The sequence below is a fragment of the Myxococcus sp. AM009 genome (assembly GCF_013372605.1).
GTDB classification, from domain to species: domain Bacteria; phylum Myxococcota; class Myxococcia; order Myxococcales; family Myxococcaceae; genus Myxococcus; species Myxococcus vastator.
This window is the reverse complement of the sequence record NZ_JABXEP010000062.1, coordinates 25702-45118: the sequence shown is the minus strand read 5'-3', so window position 1 is coordinate 45118 and position 19417 is coordinate 25702. Positions and strand designations below refer to the sequence as shown.

Sequence of the window (19417 nt, the reverse complement as noted above, 5' to 3'; positions counted from 1 at the left end):
CCCACGATTCAAGCCGCCCCCTCCCCCGAGCCGCCTCCGGCCCCCGCTGACGCGGATGCCGAGGACGACGAGGACGACGACGAGGAAGACGACGACGAGGTAGACTTGGCCGAGGCGGGCCTGGACGACGTCGTCCTGGGCGCCGAGGCCGCGCTGGCCGCCGCGGAGGCCGAGGACGCCGCCGAGGCCCGGGGCGAGGACGTCGAGGAAGTCCCCATCGTCCTGGAGCCCGAGCCGGAGCCGACGCCCGATGAGCGCGCGCTGCGAGCGCCCCACGTCCGGCCCACTGGCGAGCCGGCGGAAATCGACCCCGACGAGCTGGACCCGGACGCGCTCAAGGTGGTGCTCCGCCTGCACCAGCACGGTCATCAGGCGTACATGGTGGGCGGCTGCGTGCGCGACCTGCTGCTGGGGCGCAAGCCGAAGGACTTCGACATCGCCACCAGCGCGACGCCGAACGAGGTGCGCGGCATCTTCCGCAACTGCCGCCTCATTGGCCGGCGCTTCCGGCTGGCGCACGTCTACTTCAAGGGCGGCAAAATCATCGAGGTCTCCACCTTCCGCGCGAACCCGACGGAGCTGGAGCCCGCGGCCACCGGGAGTGAGGAGGACGGGGAGGGTGAGGACCTGCTCATCACCCACGACAACGTCTTCGGCACCGCGCAGCAGGACGCGCGCCGGCGTGACTTCACCATCAACGGCCTGTTCTACGACGTGGCCGAAGGGCGGGTCATCGACTACGTCCGTGGCCGCCGTGATTTGGACGAGCGCTTCATCCGCACCATTGGCGACCCGGAAGTGCGCATGCGCGAGGACCCGGTGCGCATCCTGCGCGCCGTGCGCTTCGCGGCGAAGCTGGACCTGGACATCGAGTCGCGGACGTACGCGGCCATGGAAGGCGCGGTGGAGGATTTGCCCCGCTGCGCGCCCGCGCGCCTGCTGGAGGAGACGTTCCGCCTCATCCGCGGCGGTGTGTCCGCGCCCGCGCTGAAGCTGCTGGACGCGCTGGACGCGCTCAAAATCCTGCTGCCGCCCGTCAACGCGTACCTCAAGCAGCATGGCAAGGAGGGGGAGAAGACGTTCTACGCCTTCGCGGAGTCGCTGGACCGGCGCGTGTCCGCGGGCGAGGCGTTGGATGACGCCATCCTCCTGGCGATGTTGCTGATTCCCATCAGCCGCTCGACGGGGCCCGAGGAGTCTCAGGAGGGCCGCCCGTCCGTGTCGCAGGTGGTGGAAGATTTGCTCGCGGGCTTCGTGCAGTCCGCGCGGCTGCCGCGCCGCATCGCCGAGCGCTGCCGCATGCTGCTGCTGGCCCAGCGGACGCTGTCCGGTGAGCGCCGCCGTCGCAGCGCCGCCTTCAAGCGGCACCCGCTCTTCAGCGAGGCCCTCACCGTGTTCGAGATGACGGTGGAGGCCACGGGAGAGAATCGCGACCAGTTGGAGGCGTGGAAGGCCGGCGAGGTGCCGCAGCCTCGCGCCGCCGCCGCGGACGGCGAGGAGTCCGACGCGGGAGGCCAGCGCAAGCGCCGCCGCCGCCGCCGTCGCCGTCGCCCCTCGGCGAGCGGCTCGACCGGTGAGAGCTCCGAGCCAGGTGACGCCTGAGCCGAAGTCGTGTCCGTGAGGTGAGGGCGCCGGCTCGTCCTCCGAGCCGGGTGACGCCTGCGTCGAGGTCGCGTCCGTCAGGCATGGGGCCGCCCCGCCAACAGGCGTGAGGCCCCGCCCGTATCGGGGCCTCAGTCCCTGGGACCGCCTTTTTCCACCGGGCGCTCGGAGCGGTGTTCGGCGCTGTCGGTGGCCTCGCTGCCGGCGATGTCCGCGGTGGTGATGGCCTTGCTGCCGAACCGCTCGGCAATCTTGTCCAGCGCCGCGTTCAGCTTCGCGGTGCGCGGCGCGGCTGCGGGGAAGAGGCCCAGCTGGGGCGGCTCTTCATCCAACTGCACGCTGACGCCGGTGAGCCGCAGCGGCTTTCCCTGGTGCGACTTGTCCAGCAGCTCCAGCGCCGCGCGGTAGAGCGCCTGCCCGTCATCCGTGGCCTCGCGCAGCGTGGTGCGCCGGGTGATGAGCGTGAAGTCCGCGAACTTCAACTTGAGCTGCACCACGCGGCCCTTCAGCGCCGCCCGCCGCAGCCGCCGCGCCACGCGCAGGGCCTGGGCGTGGACGTGTGGCTTGAGCGCGTCCACCCCCACGAGGTCTTCGTCGAAGGTGTCCTCCGCGCCCACGCTCTTGGCGGCCCGGTCCGGCACCACCTCGCGCGTGTCGATGCCCTGGGACAGCTCCCACAGGTGCCGTCCGCTGGAGCCCAGCCTGTCTTCCAGCCAGTCCAACTCCCGGTGGGCCACGTCGCCAATCGTCTTCAGCCCGGCGAGCCGGAGCGCCTCCTCCGTCTTCGGCCCCACGCCCCACAGGCGCGACACCGGCAGGCCCGCGAGGAAGGCCACCGTCTCCTCGGCGCGCACCTCCCGCTGGCCATTGGGCTTGGCGAGGTCGGAGGCAATCTTCGCCACGAACTTCACCGTGGCCACGCCCGCGGAGGCGGGGAGGTCCAGCTCGTCGGCAATCTCCTTGCGGATGCGCCGGGCAATGTCCGCGGGCGTGCCGAAGAGGCCCACCGACGCCGTCACGTCCAGGAAGGCCTCGTCCAGCGACAACGGCTCGATGAGCGGCGTGTAGCGTTCGAAGATGGCGAACACCTGCTCGCTGGCCTCCGCATACGCGGCGAAGCGGGGCTTCACGACGAGCGCATGGGGCGCGGCCTTCGTCGCGCGGGCCATGGGCATGGCGCTGCGCACCCCGAAGGGGCGCACCTCGTAGGACGCGGCGACCACGACACCGCGCTGGGCATGCCCGCCCACGATGAGCGGCTTGCCCCGCAGCGCTGGGTTGTCCCGCTGCTCCACGGACGCATAGAAGGCATCCATGTCCACGTGGATGATGGCTCGCATCGTGTGAGTCACTTTAGCGGGGCACTCTGACGCCTGGCGGAGCACCTGGGGTTCGAGGCACCGCGGCGGGAAGCTGGACCTGGGACCCTGGCAACAGGTGATGGGCGAATCGTGGAAAGCCCTCAGTCCCGTTGCTCTCCGTGGGGCAGGGGCAGGCCATGCCGCTCCAGCTCGGCGCGCAGCTCCGAGGGCAGGGGACTGTGGACCGTCAGGGGCCGCCGCGTCTGCGGGTGCGTCAGGCCCAGGGAGCGGGCGTGGAGGAAGAAGCGGCCCAGCTCCGGGGCCTCGCGACCGCCGTAGAGGGTGTCACCGACGATGGGGGCGCCAATGCCCGCGAGGTGCGCGCGCACCTGGTGCAGCACGCCGGTGAGAATCTTCACCTCCACCACGCTGAACTCACCCGCGCGCGACAGCACGGTGAACTTCGACACCGCCTCCCGGGCGTCCTCGGCCTCGTGGGGCGCGGGCTCCACGCGGTCCGGGTGCCGGGGGTGATGACGCAGGGGGAGGTCGATATCGCCCTCGTCCGTCAGCGGCCCCGTCACCAGCGCCAGGTAGCGCTTGTCCACGGCGCGGCTGCCAAAGGCCTCGCGCACGGCGTTCCACGCCTCCCGCGTCCGCGCGGCCAGGACGACGCCGGAGGTCTCCACGTCCAGCCGGTGGCACAGGCCGCCCTCGCGCGCGTCCACGGAGGCCTGGGCGCATTCGGGGTAGCGGGCCACCAGCGCGTTGGCTACCGTGCCCGTCTCCCCGGACTGCAGCGGGTGGGAGGGCCGGCCCGCGGGCTTGTCCACGAACACGAGCGAGTCGTCCGCGTGCAGCACGATGAGCGGGAAGTCCGCGTCGGGCACGGCCTCGCGTGATTCTTCTTCCACCTCGACGGCGATGTGCTGCCCGGCGGTGAGCGTGAGGCCCTTCTTCGCGGGGCGGCCATTGACCTTGACCGCGCCCGCCTCGAAGAGGCGCTTGAGCCGCGCGCGGGAGAGGCCCAGCGCGTCACCGACGAAGAGGTCCACCCGCTGGCCCGCCTTGTCGGCGTCCACGGTGAGGGTGTGCAGCTTGGAGGGATTCACTCGGACAGGGCCTCGTAGACTTCCTCGGCCGTCTGGAACCGGTCGTCCGGCTCCTTGCGGATGAGGCGGTGGGCGACGCGCGCGAGCTGCGGGTCCCCGTGCAGGTTCAGCGCCAGCACGGGGGGCGGCTCCGTCTCCAGCACCTGGCGCCAGAGCTCGTGCGGCGTCTTCGCGTCGAAGGGGGGCCGCCCGCTGAGCAGCTCATAGAGGATGACCCCCAGGCTGTACAGGTCGGAGCGTCCATCCAGGGGCTCGCCCAGAATCTGCTCCGGCGCCATGTACCGGTAGGTGCCCACCAGCTTGCCGGCCTCGGTGATGGCCGCGTCGTCCGCCAGGAACTTGGCGAGCCCGAAGTCCATCAGCCGCACCTGCCGGTCGTCGTCCACCATGATGTTGGACGGCTTGAGGTCGCGGTGGACCAGTCCGTGGCCGTGGATGTAGGCCAGGGCCTCGCAAATCTGGAGCATGGCGTCCTTGAGACGTCCCATGCGCTCGGGCCGGTTGAGGTCCTCTTCGCGCACCCCGCGCCCCGGCTCCTCCTCGGGCTCCGGGCCGCGCGGCATGGGCGGCGGCAGGTCGAAGCCCTCCAGCGAGTCATCCGAGCCGAGGCCCGGGTGCGGGCTGGCATCGGAGGAGAAGCTCTCCAACTCCTCGCTGGGCGGCTCCTCCGCGAAGGCCTCCAGTCCGAAGGTGCCGTCATGCGGGCTGTCGTCCGAGTCATCCATCGAATCGGAGAAGCTCCGGCTCAAGGGGCCGAAGTCATCGTCCGCGGTCCGGAGAATGGACAAGGGGCTGCGCGGCGTGTGGTTGCCCGGAGGGGTATTCCGGTCACCGCTGCTCAGGTCGAGGTAGTGGCGGAGGGTGAGGCCCTCGATGAGCTCCATGGCCAGGTACGGCACGCCCTGGTGCACGCCGGACTCGAACACCTTCACGACGTTGGGGTGAGACAGGTCCACGAGTGTGTCGAACTCGCGGGCGAGCCTGCGCGCGGCACGCGCGTCCCGTGCGGGGCCGGCTGAAAGCAGCTTCAGCGCGACCTCGTCGGTGGTGCGGCGGTCCAGGGCCCGATAAACGGTTCCTGCCCCGCCACTGCCAAGCGTCTCCAGAACGCGGTAGGGACCAATGTCCTTCGGGGGCATGGGGTGCCGAAATCCTACGGACCACGTCACGTCAGGGTCAACGTTGGCAGCGCCTGATTGCTCGGCGCACGGCGGAACCGGCGGCAAGTGAAGTTGATTTTACGGCTAAAACGCGGAGAGCACGACTTGGACCCGGGCGGGAAGTTCCAGTGGCGCGAAAGCCTGCGTCAGGCGGTGGCATGGGGAAGCTCGTGCTGGCGAAGGCCGAGGGCCAAGTGCTTTGGAGAAGACGGTTGTGCTCAAGGACATTCTCTCGCCCCTGATGGCGTAGAACCGACCGTCGGACTCGCACGAATCGGGCCCACCGCTTCAAGTGTCTTCGCCTGCGTCATCCTCGTCATCAGGAGTATGTGTGGTTGCGCTCGCGTGGGCGCGCAGTTGGTCCGCGGACGGCCTGAGCTGCGTCGGCTCAGGACGTAGTCGAGGGATACGTGCAAGGAGAGTTCATTCGGGTGGGCCTCGCTCGCGAGGAGTGCACGCTCCAGTCTCCAGTCGTTCCTCCCCTGGGGATGAAGTACGAGCAGTTCCACGCCGAAGCGGCGGCAGACCTCAAGAATGTGACTGCCGTGGGCGTCCAGATACTCATGTGAAAACGCGATGTCATGCGCCCACTCCAGCACGAGATAGGATTCGTGGCAGAAACCTGCATGGGCTGCCGTCTCAAGTACGCTGGAAAGCGATCATGCGGAGGTCCACCGCTTGACTTCGCAGGAGATGAGCCGCGCCCGCGTTCCAAGACCCAGCGCGCCGGGGCGAGCAATGACTCGCAGGACGTCGGGCTAAAGGTCCCGAAGTAATTCACAGAGGGAGGCATAAAGCGCTCGCTCGCTGGTTGAGCGCCCCGTACCCTGGTGCTTCTTCTCGAATTCTCGCCGCTGACGAGTCCCTTGGTGCTGAGATCATTGCGAAGGCGATTGTAGGAGATTGGTGAGACGTTCAGCTCCCGGCGGAGATATTGATGAGGGCGCTTGGAGTCAGTTTCATATAACATTCGAAGGACACGCAGTTCGTTGGTGGGGCGTCCAGCCGGCATGGCTGGGTTCCAATGGCTGTGGAGGGCGTTGGGGCTGCGCGGGGTATAGACCAACATGACGTCGTGTGAGGACTGGCGCGCTTCCTTGCTGGCGGCTTCGTGGGAATCTCGCTGTCTTGCTTGCGTTGACAGGTTCCGGGAGCCCTTCGCTCTCGGCGGCGCAATCAGGAGTTCGATGGGCGCTGTTCGCGTGCGTGGGTGTATCACGCGGCCGCACTCGGCGGTGTGTCACCTCCATGCGCGGCGAGGATGCCCGTCGCCAGCTTCAGGAGCCTCGTGCGCAGTGCTTCCGGAGCGAGCACCTCGAAGCCAGTTCCGACGTCGCAGAGCTGCCCGAAGGCAATCGCTTCGCGCTCGAAGTCCACGACCACCGTCTTGCTGCCATCCGCCGCGAGCGGCGCGGCGACCAGCCGTACACCATCCGCGCGCGGCCGAATCTTCCGCAGCGCCTCCGGGGTCAAGCGCAGCGTGACTTCGTACTGCGCGCGCTTCTCCGCGAAGCGCGAGCACCACGCCTTCCAGAACGCCGGCAGGTCGAAGCGCGCCGGCCGGACGAAGGTCTCCGGGCGCATCCGTGCGCCTTCCACGCGCGCGCTTCGATACACACGCGGTTCCTCCGCGCCCGTGCGCGCGACGAGGTACCAACGGTCCGCCTTGATGACGAGCGCGTACGGGTCCACCACCTTGCGGCTCGGCTTGCCCTCGAAGTCCCGGTACGTCAGGGACACGCGGCGGTCCTGCCAGACGGCGTCACGCAGCGTCGCCAGGTGCGGCACGGCCTCGCGCTCCGGAAACCACGAGGATGCATCCACGTGAAGCCGCTGACGCGCGTACTCCAGCGCGGGCTGCTGGAGCGCGGGCAGGGAGGCCGCCAGCTTCACCAGCCCCGAGCGCAGCGCCGACGTCAGCCCCAGGTCATCCAGGGCTCCCGGCGCCGCCACGGCCGCAAGGGCGTGCAGCTCCGTTCGCGTGAAGCCCGTGAGTTGCGTGCGCCAGCCTTCCATCAACGCCACGCCTCCCGCGGCGCCTCGGGTGGCGTACACGGGCACGCCCGCGCCGGAGAGCGCGTCCAGGTCCCGGTGGATGGTCCGTTCGGAGACCTGGAGCTCCCGTGCCAGCTCGCCCGCCGTCAACTTCGGGCGCGTCTGGAGAAGCAGTGTCAAACTGACGAGTCGGTCGGCGCGCATGGGCAGGTTCCGAAGCGAAGTCTACGCGGGGAATCATGACAGGAGGTGTCATGATTCCCGAGCCAGGCTGCGAACACGAACCCACGGCGGTCCACGGTCGCCCGTGGGCCTGGAGGAGTGCCAGCCATGAAGCCACTCGAAGGACGCATCGCCCTGGTCGCTGGAGCCACCCGAGGCGCCGGGCGCGGCATCGCCACCATGCTGGGAGAGGCAGGCGCCACCGTATACTGCACCGGGCGCAGCGTGCGCGGACGGCCCGCGACGGGCTCGCGGCCGGAGACCATCGAAGAGACGGCCGAAATCGTCGACGCCAAGGGCGGCCGCGGCATCGCCGTCCGCGTGGACCACTCCGTCGAATCGGAGGTCGAAGCCCTGTGCGCGCGCATCCAGCGGGAGCAGGGGCGGCTCGACATCCTGGTGAACGACATCTGGGGCGGCGACGGACTCACCGAGTTCGGCCCGGCGTTCTGGAAACAGTCCGCGGCGAAGGGGCAGCAGATGTTCGAGCGCGCCGTCTTCACGCATCTGCTCACCAGCCGCCACGCCGTGCCGCTCATGCTGGGTGGCGAGCGAGGGCTCATCGTCGAAATCACGGACGGGGACTCGTTCGGCTACCGCGGCAACCTCTGGTACGACCTGGTGAAGCTGTCCGTCATCCGGCTCGCCTTCGGGATGTCCCGGGAGCTACGCCGCACGAACGTCACCGCACTGGCGCTGACACCCGGTTTCCTCCGCTCCGAGGAGATGCTGGAGAACTTCGGCGTGACGGAAGCGAACTGGCGCGACGGCGCGGCGAAGGATCCACACTTCATTGCCTCGGAGAGCCCCGTCTACGTGGGCCGGGCGGTGGCGGCGCTCGCGGCGGATCCGAACGTGGGGGCCAAGGCCGGCCGTGTCTTCAGCTCCTGGGCCCTGGCCCGGGAGTACGGCTTCACCGACGCCGACGGCTCCCAGCCGCACTGGGGCGACTACTTCGCGCGCGCCTTCGGCAAGCCGTACCGGGTCGCGGACGAGGACGCCTACACGTCCTGGCGCGACGGCCCCATGGAGCTGGCGAGCCCGGATTGGCCGCTGGGCTGAAGGGTCCTCCAGCGAACGGCTGCCTACCTTGGCCTACATCACGCAGCCCCTCTGACGGGGAGCGGCCACCCACCGCCACCGGGCGACCGGTCAGGGGCCGACCGTGACGGTTGGGGCACGCGCCCGTGGACGGCGCGCGGCGGCATCGCTAGGGTGCGCGGCTTCATGGACCGCCCCTCAGTGATTTCCACCCTGGAACAAGCCGTCAAGGCCCGGCCGATGCCGCGCCACGTGGGCATCATCATGGACGGCAACGGGCGATGGGCGGAGGCCCGGGGGCTGCCCCGGCTGGAGGGGCATCGGGAGGCGACGTCGAGCGTGCGTGAAGTGACGCGCACCGCGCGCCGCCTGGGCATCCAGGCGCTGACGCTCTATGCGTTCTCGTCGCAGAACTGGGCGCGTCCGGCGGAAGAGGTCGCCGGGTTGATGGACCTGCTGCGGGAGTACCTGGAGCGCGAGCGCTCCGAAATCCTGGACAACGGCATCCGCCTCAACGCCATTGGAGACGTGGACCGGCTGCCGCGCTACGTGCGCGACCCGTTGGAGCGGCTCCGGGCCGACTCCGCGCACAACACCGGCATGGTGCTGTCGTTGGCGTTGTCCTACGGCGGGCGGGAGGAGATCCTCCACGCGGCGCGGCGGCTGGCCGAGGCCGTGGAGCGTGGAGAACTGGCGGCGGGGCGGTTGGAGGAGAGCGACTTCGAGCAGTTCCTCTGGACGCAGGGATTGCCCCCGTTGGACCTGATGGTGAGGACCAGCGGCGAGCTGCGCGTGTCCAACTTCCTGCTCTGGCAGATGGCGTACGCGGAGATGTGCTTCACCGACGCCTTGTGGCCGGACTTCCGTACTGACGAGTTCCTCCGCTGCGTGTCGCAGTACCAGCAGCGTGAGCGCCGCTTCGGCCTCACGTCCGCTCAGGTGCAGCGGGAGGACGCTCCTCAGCAGGCCAAGGCGTGAACGACAAGAACCGAAACCTCGTCATCCGCGTCGTCTCCGCGGTGACACTGCTGCCGTTGGTCGTCCTGCTGCTGTTCCTCGGTGGTTACTGGAGCGCGGCCCTGCTCGCCGCCGCCGCCGCCGCGTGCGTGGGTGAGTACTACCTCATCGTCCAGAAGCGCCTGACGGTGGCCTCCTGGGTCGGAATGGCCTTCGCCGCGGTGCTGCCCTTCCTGCCGCTGCGGGACGCGGCGCGCACGGGCGAGACGGCCTTCTGGCTCACCATCGTCTTCGCGTTCTTCGCGTGGATCTACCACCTCTTCAAGGGCCCGCTGGCGGAGGCGCCCACCCGCACGGCGCACCTGGTCAACGGCTTCCTGTACGGCGCGGTGGGCCTCACGGCCATGTCCGCGCTGCGCCTGCTGCCTGATGACGGCATGGCCTGGGTCATCTGCGCGCTGGTCATCACCTGGGCCAATGACACCGCCGCCTACTTCTTCGGGCGGTTCCTGGGGAAGCACAAGCTCTACCCGGAGGTGAGCCCCAACAAGACGTGGGAGGGCTTCTTCGGGGGCATGCTGGGCTCGGTGGGCGGGATGTTCATTGCCCGCCAGTTCTTCTTCCCCGTCTTCACGGTGTGGGACTGCGTGCTGCTGGGCATCGCGGGTGGCATCCTGGGGCCGGTGGGCGACCTGTGTGAGTCCATGCTCAAGCGGGCCTACGGGGTGAAGGACTCGGGCTTCCTCATCCCCGGGCACGGTGGCGTGTTGGATCGCATCGACGCGCTCCTGTTCAACGCGCCCCTGGTGTTCGTCTACGTGCAGTTCATCCGGGGCCTGCTGCCCTAGGGACCGCCCCTTCCGGCTGCCCGTCTGCTCGGCGGGCCCGGTTGCGCGTTGTCCGCCTGGGCGCCCACGATTACTGTTGCGCCCATGCTCCAAAACATCGGGTTCTTCGTCCTTCTGCTCGGCGTGCTCGTCACGGTGCACGAGCTTGGCCACTTCCTGGTGGCGAAGGCCTGTGGTGTGAAGGTCCTGAAGTTCTCCATTGGCTTCGGACCCAAGCTGATCGGCTTCACCAAGGGCGAGACGGAGTACCAGGTTGCCCTGCTGCCGCTGGGCGGCTACGTGAAGATGGCGGGGGACATGCCCCACGAGGAGCTCAGCCCGGAGGAGGCCAGCCGGGGCTTCCTGGCGCAGCCACCGTGGAAGCGCGGCCTCATCGTCCTGGCGGGGCCGGCCTTCAACCTCATCTTCCCCATCCTCGTCTATTTCTTCGTCTTCCTGGGCCCGCACCAGGCCACCTCCACCTACGTGGGGACGGTGAGCGAGGGCATGCCCGCGGTGGCCGCCGGTATCCGCCCCGGAGATCGCATCCTGTCCGTGGATGGCGAGCCGGTGCGCACGTTCAATGACATGCGGGAGGCGTTCGTCGGCCGCTTCGAGCGGCCCGTCCCCATCGTCCTGGAGCGCAACGGCCAGAAGCTGACGCTGGACGTGACGCCCACGAAGAACGTGGAGACGTCCCCCATCGACACGGTGGAGCGCGGCTCCATTGGCGTGGAGGCCGTGTCGAAGCCGCCCATCGTCGGCGTGCCGCCGGGCTCGGTGGCGGAGCAGGCCGGGCTGCGGACCTTCGACCGCATCCTGGCCGTCAACGGCGTGAGCGTGGAGACGGAAGCGCGCTTCCAGCAAGAGCTGGACAAGCACGCGGAGGGCGCGTCCCTGGAGCTCACCCTCCGGCGCATGGACCCCGTGGCCGCGGGCGCCGTGACGGGGCGGGCGGCTTCCGTGCTGAAGCTCACCGTGCCGAAGCAGCCGGGCGTGGGGCTGGCGACGGTGGGCGCGGAGACGTCCGACCTGTACCTGGCCACCGTGGCGCCGGGGAGCGCGGCGGAGAAGGGCGGCCTGCGGCCCGGAGACCGCATCATCGCCCTGGATGGCGAGAAGCCGGAGTCCTTCGTCAAGTTCTCCTCGAAGCTGAACGCCCTGAAGGAGCGCTCCTTCCAGCTGACGTGGCGGGGCGCGGACGGCGAGCGCACGGAGACGCTGGCACAGGCGCCGCTGAAGACGGAGGACGAGCTGGGCACGGCGAGCTCGCCCATCGTCCTGGGCGTGCGCAACTGGGTGCTCTCCGCGGCGGACATGCCGGTGCTGGACGAAGTGACGGTGCACCTGGGGCCGGGCGCCGCGCTGAAGCAGGCCGCGCTCATCGTCCCGAAGATTGTCGGGCAGATGGTGCGGGTCCTCGGCGGGCTGCTGGTGGGCTCGGTGCCGATGAACACCGTGGGCGGCCCCATCATGATGTACCAGCTGGCGTCGAAGAGCGCCGAGCAGGGCCTGGACAGCTTCCTCCACCTGATGGCGCTGATCTCCATCAACCTGGGGGTGATGAACCTGCTGCCCATCCCCGTGCTGGACGGCTTCCACCTGCTCTCCGCCGCCTGGGAGGGAATTCGCCGCCGCCCCATCCCTGTTCGCGTCCGCGAGGTGGCCAACATGGTGGGGCTCGCGCTGCTCGTCCTGCTGATGCTGTTGGCCGTGACCAACGACATCACCCGCTAGAGGACGCATGCGAGGACTCGCCGTTGCCGGACTGCTCTGCCTGGGTATCACCTCCGCGTGCGCCTCGCGCGCGGCCAGGCCCGACCCGGTGGAGGAGCCCGCCCGCCCGTCGAAGTCGCCGAGGTCCCGCGGTGGCTCACCCGGGGTGGCGCGGCGCGGGCAGATGCCGCGCTCGTACCTGGGCGAAGGGCTGGCCTCGTTCTACGGCCCCGGCCTGCACGGGCGGCCCACCGCGAGCGGGGAGCGCTTTGACCAGGAGGCGATGACGGCCGCGCACCGCAAGCTGCGCTTCGGCTCGTGCCTGCGCGTGGTGAACATGGAGAACGGGCGCGCGGTGAAGGTGCGGGTGAATGACCGGGGCCCCTTCATCGACGGGCGCATCGTGGACCTGTCCAAGGGCGCCGCCCGGAAGCTGGGCATGCTGGACAAGGGCGTGGTGCGCGTGCGGCTGTACCGCTGCGAGGACCGGGTGTCGGAGATTCCGCAGGCAATGTGGGCCGCGCCGGTGTAGTGAGCCGTCCCATGTTTCTCTCGCTGGACACCTCGACGCTGACGTTGTCGCTGGCCCTGGTGGAGCGCGCGCCGGGTGGCGCGCTGCGCACGCTGGAGCACGTGGTGGTGGGGCCGCCGCGCAAGCAGAGCGAGCTGCTGCCCGGCATCGTCGGGGAGCTGCTTGAACGCCATGGCGCCACGCTGCCCGCCCTGGAGGGGCTGGTGGTGGGCCTGGGGCCAGGCTCCTTCACGGGGCTGCGCATCGGCCTGGCGACGGCGAAGTCGCTGGCCTACGCGACGAAGCTGAAGGTGGCCGGGGCCTCGTCGCTGGCGGCGGTGGCGCTGGAGGGCCCCGAGGATGTGCCGCTGTACTGTCTGGCCGTGGCGCGCAAGAACGACCTGTACCTGGGGGCCTACGTGCGCCGGGGCGGGGCGGTGGAGCCGCTGGAGCCGGAGACGGCCATGTCCCCCGAGGAGGTGGCCGCGCGCATGGCGGCGGAGCCTCGGGCGGTGGCGCTGGGGCCCGCGCTGGTGGACTACCGTGCCGCCCTGGAGTCGCACGGCGTGGCGCCGCACCGGCTGCTGGCGGCGCCGACCTTCCCGTCGGCGGTGGCGCTGGCGCACCTGGCGCGCTTCCCGGAGGCGCAGACGTTGGAGGCGCTCTTCGCCATGGAGCCGCACTACGTGCGGGCCTCGGAGCCGGAGCGCAACCCGAAGTTCCCGCCGCTGCCAGGGCCGGCGCCCACCGCGCGGTTGAAGGAAGACTGAGCCGCCTCGTGGTGCTCGCGCTCCCGGCCCCCGGTGGCGTAAAGGACGCGCCATGAGAGACGACTTGACGATTGGCGTGGTGGGCGCGACGGGCGTGGTGGGCCGCGAGGTGCTCGCCGCGCTGTACGCGCAGGACGTGCCCGCCGAACAGGTGCGCGCCTTCGGCTCCGAGCGCTCCAAGGGCATGGAGGTGGAGTACGGCGAGGACTCGCTCGAGGTGGAGCAAGCGACGCCGGACGCCTTCCGGGGCGTGAAGCTGGTGCTGCTGGCCACGCCCGCCGAGGCCTCTCGCAAGCTGGCTTTGGCAGCGCAGGCGGCGGGCGCGTGGGTGGTGGACGCCAGCAATGCCTTCCGGGGTGACGGCAACGTCCCCCTGGTGCTGCCGGGCTTCAACACGGACGTGCTGGGCGCGGGCTTCACCTTCAAGGGCCGCATCGTGTGTCTGCCGGGGGCCGTGACGACCGCCGCGGTGCACGTGGTGGAGCCACTGCGGAAGGCCTTCGGCGTGGCGCGCGCGCAGGTGACGGCGCTGATGGCGGCGTCCAGCGCGGGGGTGCGCGGGGTGGCGGAGCTGGAGAAGCAGACGGCGGACCTGCTGTCAGGCCGTGAGCCGGAGCCGCACGCCTTCCCCCACCGCGTGGGCTTCAACCTGGTGCCCCAGGTGGGCGGCTTCATGGTGAACTCACCCTGGACGGAGGAGGAGGGGGGCTGGACGCTGGAGGCGGCCCGGCTGTTCTCGTCCAAGGGGGACGTGCCCGTCATCGCCGGGACGGCGGTGCAGGTGCCGACGTTCTACGGCCACGGCCTCACCCTCAACGTGCAGCTCAAGAAGCCGGGCCCGGTGGAGCAGGTGCGCGCGGCCCTCAAGACGTCCGGGGTCTTGAAGGTGCTGGATGTGCCGGGCGAGCGCGTGTACCCCATGCCCATGCTCGTCACGTCCGACCCGGCGGTCCATGTGGGCCGGGTGCGCGCATTCCCCCAGGCCCCGGAGTGGGTGACGCTGTTCGCCTCCGTGGACAACGCCAGCCGGGGCGCCGCCCTCAACCTGGTGGAGGCCGGGCTCCGCCTGGCCGAGCGCCCCGCCTGACAAATTGGCAAAGCTCCCGGGGCCGTCCTGCCTGTTTGGCGCGGCGGGGCGGCCGTCCCGGAGTGATGCCCAGCGGACGAGAATGCGTTTCATGTGGCCTCCCGCTTGCTAGCCTGGGCGTACCCATGCGCCTCATTCTCGTTGGCCTCTTGCTCTTCGCGTCGACTGCCCTGGGGCAGCAGACCGTGACGTTCACGGCCTCGCCAAACATCCTCCAGAACAATCGCATCGTCGTCTCCCAGGCGGACTGCACGGCGGAACGCACCGTGACCTGGAGCCGGACGGGTCTGCTTTGCGAGACGCTGTACTTCTGGCTTTCCAGTGACGGCGCCTGTACGCGCGCTCCCGCGGGGGCGGACCTGTTGCTCCAGCAGGTCGCCGCTGGAGATACCACTACCACCACGGGAACGCTGACCCTGCGCGCGAGCGCGGCGCTGGAGGCGGGGGGGGATACCTGTGAGTCGCAGACCGCGACCGCGACCTTTCGGCTCTGCGCCTCCACCCCGCGTGTGACTGTTGACGTTATCGGCAACCAGACGTGCGCGGACACGTTCAGCTCGGTGGGCACGCCAGCCATCGACCTCGTGTATGACCCGGAGCCCCCCTCCGCGCCCTCCGCTCCCGCGGTGACGGGCCTGGACGGCGCGCTCAGCGCCACCGTGACGGTTCCCAGCGATTCAGCGTCGATGGTGGTGGAGGTGCTCTCGCTCGTTGGCGGTGAGGACGGTGGGGTAGGCACGGGCGAAGTGGTGAACTCGAAGGTGCAGGCCGTGTCGAACACGGTCTTCCGCATGGATGGGCTCGAGAACGGTGTGGAGTACGCCGTGCGGGCGATTGCCATTGATGCGGCGGGCAACCGGAGCGAGCCTTCCGCCGTGACGTTGGGGACGCCCATCGCGAGCGACGGTTTCTACGGCGGTTACCTCGATGCTGGCGGCTCGGAGACGGGTGGTTGCGCCGCGGCAGGCGGAGGCATCACGGGATGCGCGGTGCTGGCGTCCCTCGGAATCTGGTTGTCGTCGAGGAGGAAGCGGTCATGAGTCGGGCATCGGCCCTGGGGGTCGTGGCGTTGCTCGCCGCGCTGCCCGCTTGGGGGCAGGACACGGTAGTGGTGGAGGAGGAAGTCTCGCTGCGCTCGCCGCGTACGGGCGGCATTCAATTCCGCATGGGTGGCTACAAGCCCCTCATTGATGAAGAGCCCGGCCTCAATGGCACGCCGTACGAGGACTACTTCGGTGGCGAGTCACTGCTGACGTTCGAGGTGGAGCTCCAGAGGTACTTCTACCAAGGCGTGGGCACGGCGGGCGTGGGCTTCTCCGCCGGTTACGGCGAGAAGTACGGAACGGCGAAACTGGCCAATGGTACGGATGCGGCGGAGCGCACGGCGCTGCGCCTGGTGCCCCTGGCCTTCAACGTCTTCTACAAGTTCGACTACGCCGCCTTCGAGTGGGGCATCCCGCTGGTGCCCTACGGCAAGCTGGGGCTCATCTACACGCCGTGGTGGATTACCAAGGGCGCCGGCACCGAGGTGGTGGATGGGAACCGGGGCTCGGGCGCCCGCTGGGGCTGGGGCGCGACGGGTGGCATCGCCTTCATGCTGGACGTGCTGGAGCCGCGCTTCGCGCGCGACTTCGACTCCGACCTGGGCGTCAACCACAGCTACCTCTTCGCCGAGTACACCTATGCGGATGTGGACAACTTCGGCGGCGCGGGGCTGAACCTGTCGAACCGGCGCTGGATGTTCGGACTGGCGCTGGATTACTAAGCGGCTCATGCCGCTCATTCCGCGCCGCCCTGGGTCTCTTGTCGCGCTCCTCCTGATGACGGTCGCCGTGGGCCCCTGGGCCTCCGGCTGCCGCCGCGTGGTGCGGCCAGACCTGGGGCAGGACCGGACGGTGGAAGCGGGCGTGCCGGTCGACCTCGGCTCGCAGCGCGAGGACGCCACCGCCGTCACCTGGGACTTCGGTGACGGCAGCGACGCCCAGACGGCGCCGTGGGTGTCCCACGCCTTCTCCCGGGCAGGCGCTTATACCGTGCGCGCCCTGCACGAAGGGGAAGAGGTCGGCCACGTCCAGTTGACGGTGGTGCCGCGGCCCGTGCTGCGCGCGGTGCCCTCCAGCGCGCGCACCGTCATGTGGCTGCCCGAGCTGCGCGGCCATGTGGACCTGTTGATGGACTTCTACGCGCGGCTCGTGGGGCCGGAGAACGCGCGGCGAGCCGTGGAGTCCTCGCCGCTGCTGCCGCTGCTCTTCGCGGACCTGGAGGACGGCACCGGGACAGTGGTGGACCCAGACGAGGGCTTCGGCTTCTTCCTGCTCCCGGAGTTCGACGGCGTCGTGACGCTGCTGGGCATCACGGAGCCGGAGGCGGCCCTGAAGGCCGTCGCCATTGAGCTGGAGCGGGCGGGGCACGGCGTGATGCCGCAGCCGGACGGCGCCGTCACCGTGGAGCCCGCGTCGGGTGGACCTCCGATGTTGCTCTTCGAGGACCGGGGTTACCTCTATCTCGCCGTGCCGGAGGAGGGGCTGGAGGAGCCCGAGGAAGGCGAGCCTCAGCAGGCGCAGGTGCTGGCCATCCCCGACGCGGAGGTGGCACGCATGGCGGTGCGGAGCCTCACGGGGCCGGGCATCTCCGAGGATGCGCTGCTGACCGAGCTGAGAGGGAAGGTGGCGAACGGCAGCGTGTATCTCTTCTCCGGGCAGCAACCCGGTGTGACGCCTGATGAAGAAGGCACCCACCCGATTCGAGGTTTCGCCGCGTCGCTGGCGGTGAAGCCGGAGCGGTTGGACCTGGATGGGTTCCTGTCCTCGTCGACGCCGCTGTTCCAGGGCGCCCGCGCGCCCGCGTCGGCGTTGCTGCAGGACGCGGAGCTGGGGCCCATCGCCGCGGCGCAGCTCTCCGTGCCGCCCGAGGAGCTGGCGCGGCTGGCGTTCGGCGCGCCGGGCTCCGAGCGCCGCGAGCGCATGGTGGCGTCCTGGCGTCGTGAAGGACTGGACGTGGAGGCGTTGCTCAAGGCGCTGCGCGGCGACGTGGTGCTGCGTGCGTACTTCGACATCCCGGCCTTCTTCCGCAACTTCATCCGGAACAAGCGGCCCGACCTCAAGGGGACCCTCGTGGTCGAAGCGGGCTTGACGGCGTCGGAGCCCGTGCGGGCGCTCGTGCAGCAGCAGCTGGAGGACTCCGCGCTGCGCTACACGACGCAGCAGGAGGCGAATGGCACGCTCTTCCGGACGCGGCTTCGGGCGCAGCCGGTGGAACTGCGAATCATGCCCGAGCGCGCCAGCCTGCTGGCGGGGGAGCTGCTCCAGGGACGCCCTCGCGGTGACGTGGGCGCCCAGCTGCGGGAGCGCTTCGGCGGCGAGGCCTTCAGCGCGGGCCACGTGTCGGTGATGGTGGACCTGGGCCGGCTGCGCGCGGACCTGCGCGCGGCGGAGAAGGTGCCCGGCGTGCCGGGGCCGCTGCTCGGGGCGACGAAGGCGCTCTCGGGGGCGCTGCTGGACCGGATTACGCCGCTGGACTCGGGCTTCCTCGACTTCAGCCCGGTGGAGGGCGGTGGCCGGCTCAAGGGGCGCCTGTCCTTGCGCGCGGCGCAGGAGGCCTCGCGTTGAGCGGCGATATGGCGGACACAGGGCATGTGCGCGTCACCGTCCTCTACTTCGCCGCGGCGCGCGAGCGCACCAGGCAGGCGCGTGAGTCCCTGGACGTGCCCGAGGGCGCCCAGGTGCGGGACGTGATGCGGCTGCTGACCGCCAGGTACGCGGCGCTGGCGCCACTCCTGCCGCACCTTCGTGTGGCCGTGGACCAGGAGTTCGTCGGGCCAGATGCCCTGGTGCGTGATGGGGCGGAGGTGGCGCTGATTCCTCCCGTGGCGGGAGGCGCACCTGGGGTGTTCCGGGTGGTGGACCGGCCGCTGCGGCTGGATGAGGTGGTGGAGGCCGTCGGCGGAGAGGCGTACGGCGGGCTGGTGACGTTCAGCGGCTCCGTGCGCAACCAGACGAAGGGCCGGCGCGTGTTGCGCTTGGAGTACGAGGCCTACGCGCCCATGGCGGAGAAGAAGCTGGCGGAGATTGGCGCGGAGGCCGCGGAGCGGTTTCCCGGCGTGCGCCTGTCCATCATCCACCGCGTGGGGACGCTGGTGCCCGGCGAGCTGGCCGTCGTCATCGCCGCGGCGTCGCCGCACCGGAAGGAGGCGTTCGGGGGCTGCGAGTACGCCATCGAGCGGCTCAAGCAGGACGTCCCCATCTGGAAGAAGGAGTTCTTCGAGGATGGGGAGGTCTGGGTCGGCCTGGGGCCCTGAAGCGCCGCCTCAGCGGACGCGCAGGAAGGCGGGGACCGTGACGTCGTCACCGCCGTCGGGCTGCGTGCCGAGCTCTTCCTCCGTGAGCGGACGCAGGGGGGTGTCCAGGCCCATGGCCTTGCGGCGCTCGGCTTCCTTGTCGGCGGCCATCTTCATGGCGCGGACCTTGGATTCCTCCATGCGCTGAGGCGTGGGACCCGCGATGAGGAAGCCCACCGGCAGGCTGAGGAAGAGCATGCTCACGATGATGAGCCAGCCGAAGTCCTTCCACTGGAGCCGGTTGACCTGCTCCTTCACGACGGAGCGTTGGATGCGCAGCGAGAGCTGGCCTTCCGAGAGGCGGAGCGTCATGCCCTCCGCGAGCTCCACCGTGGTGCGCCCGTCGTGCTGGCGCAGGTCCGTCTGTGGCACGGCGGCGTAGGCGTCGCCTTTGATGGTGCGCTCGGCGCGGGCAGCGGGCGGCAGGTGGATGCGCCAGCCCTGCGCGGTGCGCTCGGCGAGCAGGAACGGCTCTTCGGGCAGGGTGAAGCCGTAGAGCGGCAGCGGTGCCGTCTCGTCCGGGGCGGCGTGGACGTTCGAATGCTCCGGCCCGTAGCTCCACGCCTCGGACAGATTGTCGCCCCAGTACAGCTCACAGAAGATTCCACCGCCTGCCTTGGTGTTCATCGCGGGGGGAAGCATAGGGCCTTGCATGGCTCGCGGCTCCTTCATCGACCAGGAGACGTCTTCCGAAAGACGGCCGACGCCCGGTTGGTCCCTGGACAGCCGGGAGGCGGGCTGGGTTCCGTCCCAGGCGGGAAAGACGGAGACCACCGCCGC

17 protein-coding genes are annotated in these 19417 nt (G+C 70.0%); 12 read left to right on the top strand and 5 right to left on the bottom strand.

Translation table 11 applies throughout. The features are described from left to right. A partial coding sequence (pcnB, locus tag HV824_RS17325) for a polynucleotide adenylyltransferase PcnB (protein ID WP_176423792.1) occupies positions 1 to 1602 on the top strand: 1602 nt, incomplete at its 5' end. A 131-nt stretch (positions 1603 to 1733) separates the two neighbouring features. On the opposite strand, the gene dinB is transcribed toward pcnB, so the two are convergent. The 4 genes from dinB to HV824_RS17305 all read right to left on the bottom strand — a co-directional run bounded on the left by dinB (position 1734) and on the right by HV824_RS17305 (position 7374). After that, positions 1734 to 2942 (bottom strand): DNA polymerase IV, encoded by a 1209-nt coding sequence (dinB, locus tag HV824_RS17320; protein ID WP_176423791.1) that lies wholly within the window; start codon positions 2940 to 2942, stop codon positions 1734 to 1736. Between the two features lie 122 nt (positions 2943 to 3064). Beyond that, positions 3065 to 4015 (bottom strand): RluA family pseudouridine synthase, encoded by a 951-nt coding sequence (locus HV824_RS17315; protein WP_176423790.1) that lies wholly within the window; start codon positions 4013 to 4015, stop codon positions 3065 to 3067. After that, on the bottom strand, positions 4012 to 5154 hold the full coding sequence (locus HV824_RS17310) for a serine/threonine-protein kinase (protein ID WP_176423789.1): 1143 nt from the start codon (positions 5152 to 5154) through the stop codon (positions 4012 to 4014). The genes HV824_RS17315 and HV824_RS17310 overlap by 4 nt, the downstream gene beginning before the upstream one ends. A 1236-nt stretch (positions 5155 to 6390) precedes the next feature. Then, positions 6391 to 7374, bottom strand: coding sequence for a YafY family protein (locus HV824_RS17305; RefSeq protein ID WP_176423788.1), 984 nt, complete (start codon positions 7372 to 7374; stop codon positions 6391 to 6393). Positions 7375 to 7500: 126 nt separating this feature from the next. Here HV824_RS17305 and HV824_RS17300 point away from each other — a divergent pair, with 126 nt between their 5' ends. The 11 genes from HV824_RS17300 (at position 7501) to moaD (ending at position 18598) form a co-directional block, all read left to right on the top strand. Beyond that, entirely contained in the window at positions 7501 to 8454 is a 954-nt protein-coding gene (locus tag HV824_RS17300) for an SDR family oxidoreductase (RefSeq protein WP_176423787.1), read from the top strand. Positions 8455 to 8619: 165 nt separating this feature from the next. After that, on the top strand, positions 8620 to 9411 hold the full coding sequence (locus tag HV824_RS17295; protein ID WP_176415266.1) for an isoprenyl transferase: 792 nt from the start codon (positions 8620 to 8622) through the stop codon (positions 9409 to 9411). After that, positions 9408 to 10238: a phosphatidate cytidylyltransferase gene (locus HV824_RS17290; protein WP_176415267.1), complete on the top strand. Its 831-nt coding sequence runs from the start codon at positions 9408 to 9410 to the stop codon at positions 10236 to 10238. Before HV824_RS17295 ends, HV824_RS17290 begins: the two co-directional genes overlap by 4 nt. Positions 10239 to 10322: 84 nt before the next feature. Next, a complete protein-coding gene (rseP, locus tag HV824_RS17285) occupies positions 10323 to 11954 on the top strand; it encodes an RIP metalloprotease RseP (protein WP_176423786.1) in 1632 nt (543 codons plus the stop codon). A 7-nt stretch (positions 11955 to 11961) separates the two neighbouring features. Continuing rightward, positions 11962 to 12465 carry a septal ring lytic transglycosylase RlpA family protein gene (locus tag HV824_RS17280; RefSeq protein ID WP_176423785.1) on the top strand — a complete coding sequence of 168 codons (504 nt, stop codon included), beginning with the start codon at positions 11962 to 11964 and terminating at the stop codon, positions 12463 to 12465. An 11-nt stretch (positions 12466 to 12476) separates the two neighbouring features. Next, positions 12477 to 13214 carry a tRNA (adenosine(37)-N6)-threonylcarbamoyltransferase complex dimerization subunit type 1 TsaB gene (gene tsaB / locus HV824_RS17275; protein ID WP_176423784.1) on the top strand — a complete coding sequence of 246 codons (738 nt, stop codon included), beginning with the start codon at positions 12477 to 12479 and terminating at the stop codon, positions 13212 to 13214. A 52-nt stretch (positions 13215 to 13266) separates the two neighbouring features. Continuing rightward, on the top strand, positions 13267 to 14301 hold the full coding sequence (locus HV824_RS17270) for an aspartate-semialdehyde dehydrogenase (RefSeq protein ID WP_176423783.1): 1035 nt from the start codon (positions 13267 to 13269) through the stop codon (positions 14299 to 14301). Positions 14302 to 14426: 125 nt separating this feature from the next. Then, on the top strand, positions 14427 to 15341 hold the full coding sequence (locus tag HV824_RS17265) for an MXAN_2561 family MXYO-CTERM-anchored protein (protein WP_255208109.1): 915 nt from the start codon (positions 14427 to 14429) through the stop codon (positions 15339 to 15341). After that, positions 15338 to 16066 carry an MXAN_2562 family outer membrane beta-barrel protein gene (locus HV824_RS17260; RefSeq protein WP_176415272.1) on the top strand — a complete coding sequence of 243 codons (729 nt, stop codon included), beginning with the start codon at positions 15338 to 15340 and terminating at the stop codon, positions 16064 to 16066. Before HV824_RS17265 ends, HV824_RS17260 begins: the two co-directional genes overlap by 4 nt. A 7-nt stretch (positions 16067 to 16073) precedes the next feature. Next, on the top strand, positions 16074 to 17909 hold the full coding sequence (locus HV824_RS17255) for a PKD domain-containing protein (protein WP_176415273.1): 1836 nt from the start codon (positions 16074 to 16076) through the stop codon (positions 17907 to 17909). A gap of 8 nt (positions 17910 to 17917) precedes the next feature. Further along, positions 17918 to 18598, top strand: a complete 681-nt coding sequence (gene moaD / locus HV824_RS17250) for a molybdopterin converting factor subunit 1 (protein ID WP_176423794.1) — start codon at positions 17918 to 17920, stop codon at positions 18596 to 18598. Positions 18599 to 18607: 9 nt separating this feature from the next. On the opposite strand, the gene HV824_RS17245 is transcribed toward moaD, so the two are convergent. Further along, entirely contained in the window at positions 18608 to 19411 is an 804-nt protein-coding gene (locus HV824_RS17245; protein ID WP_176415275.1) for a hypothetical protein, read from the bottom strand. Between the last annotated feature and the right edge of the window lie 6 nt (positions 19412 to 19417).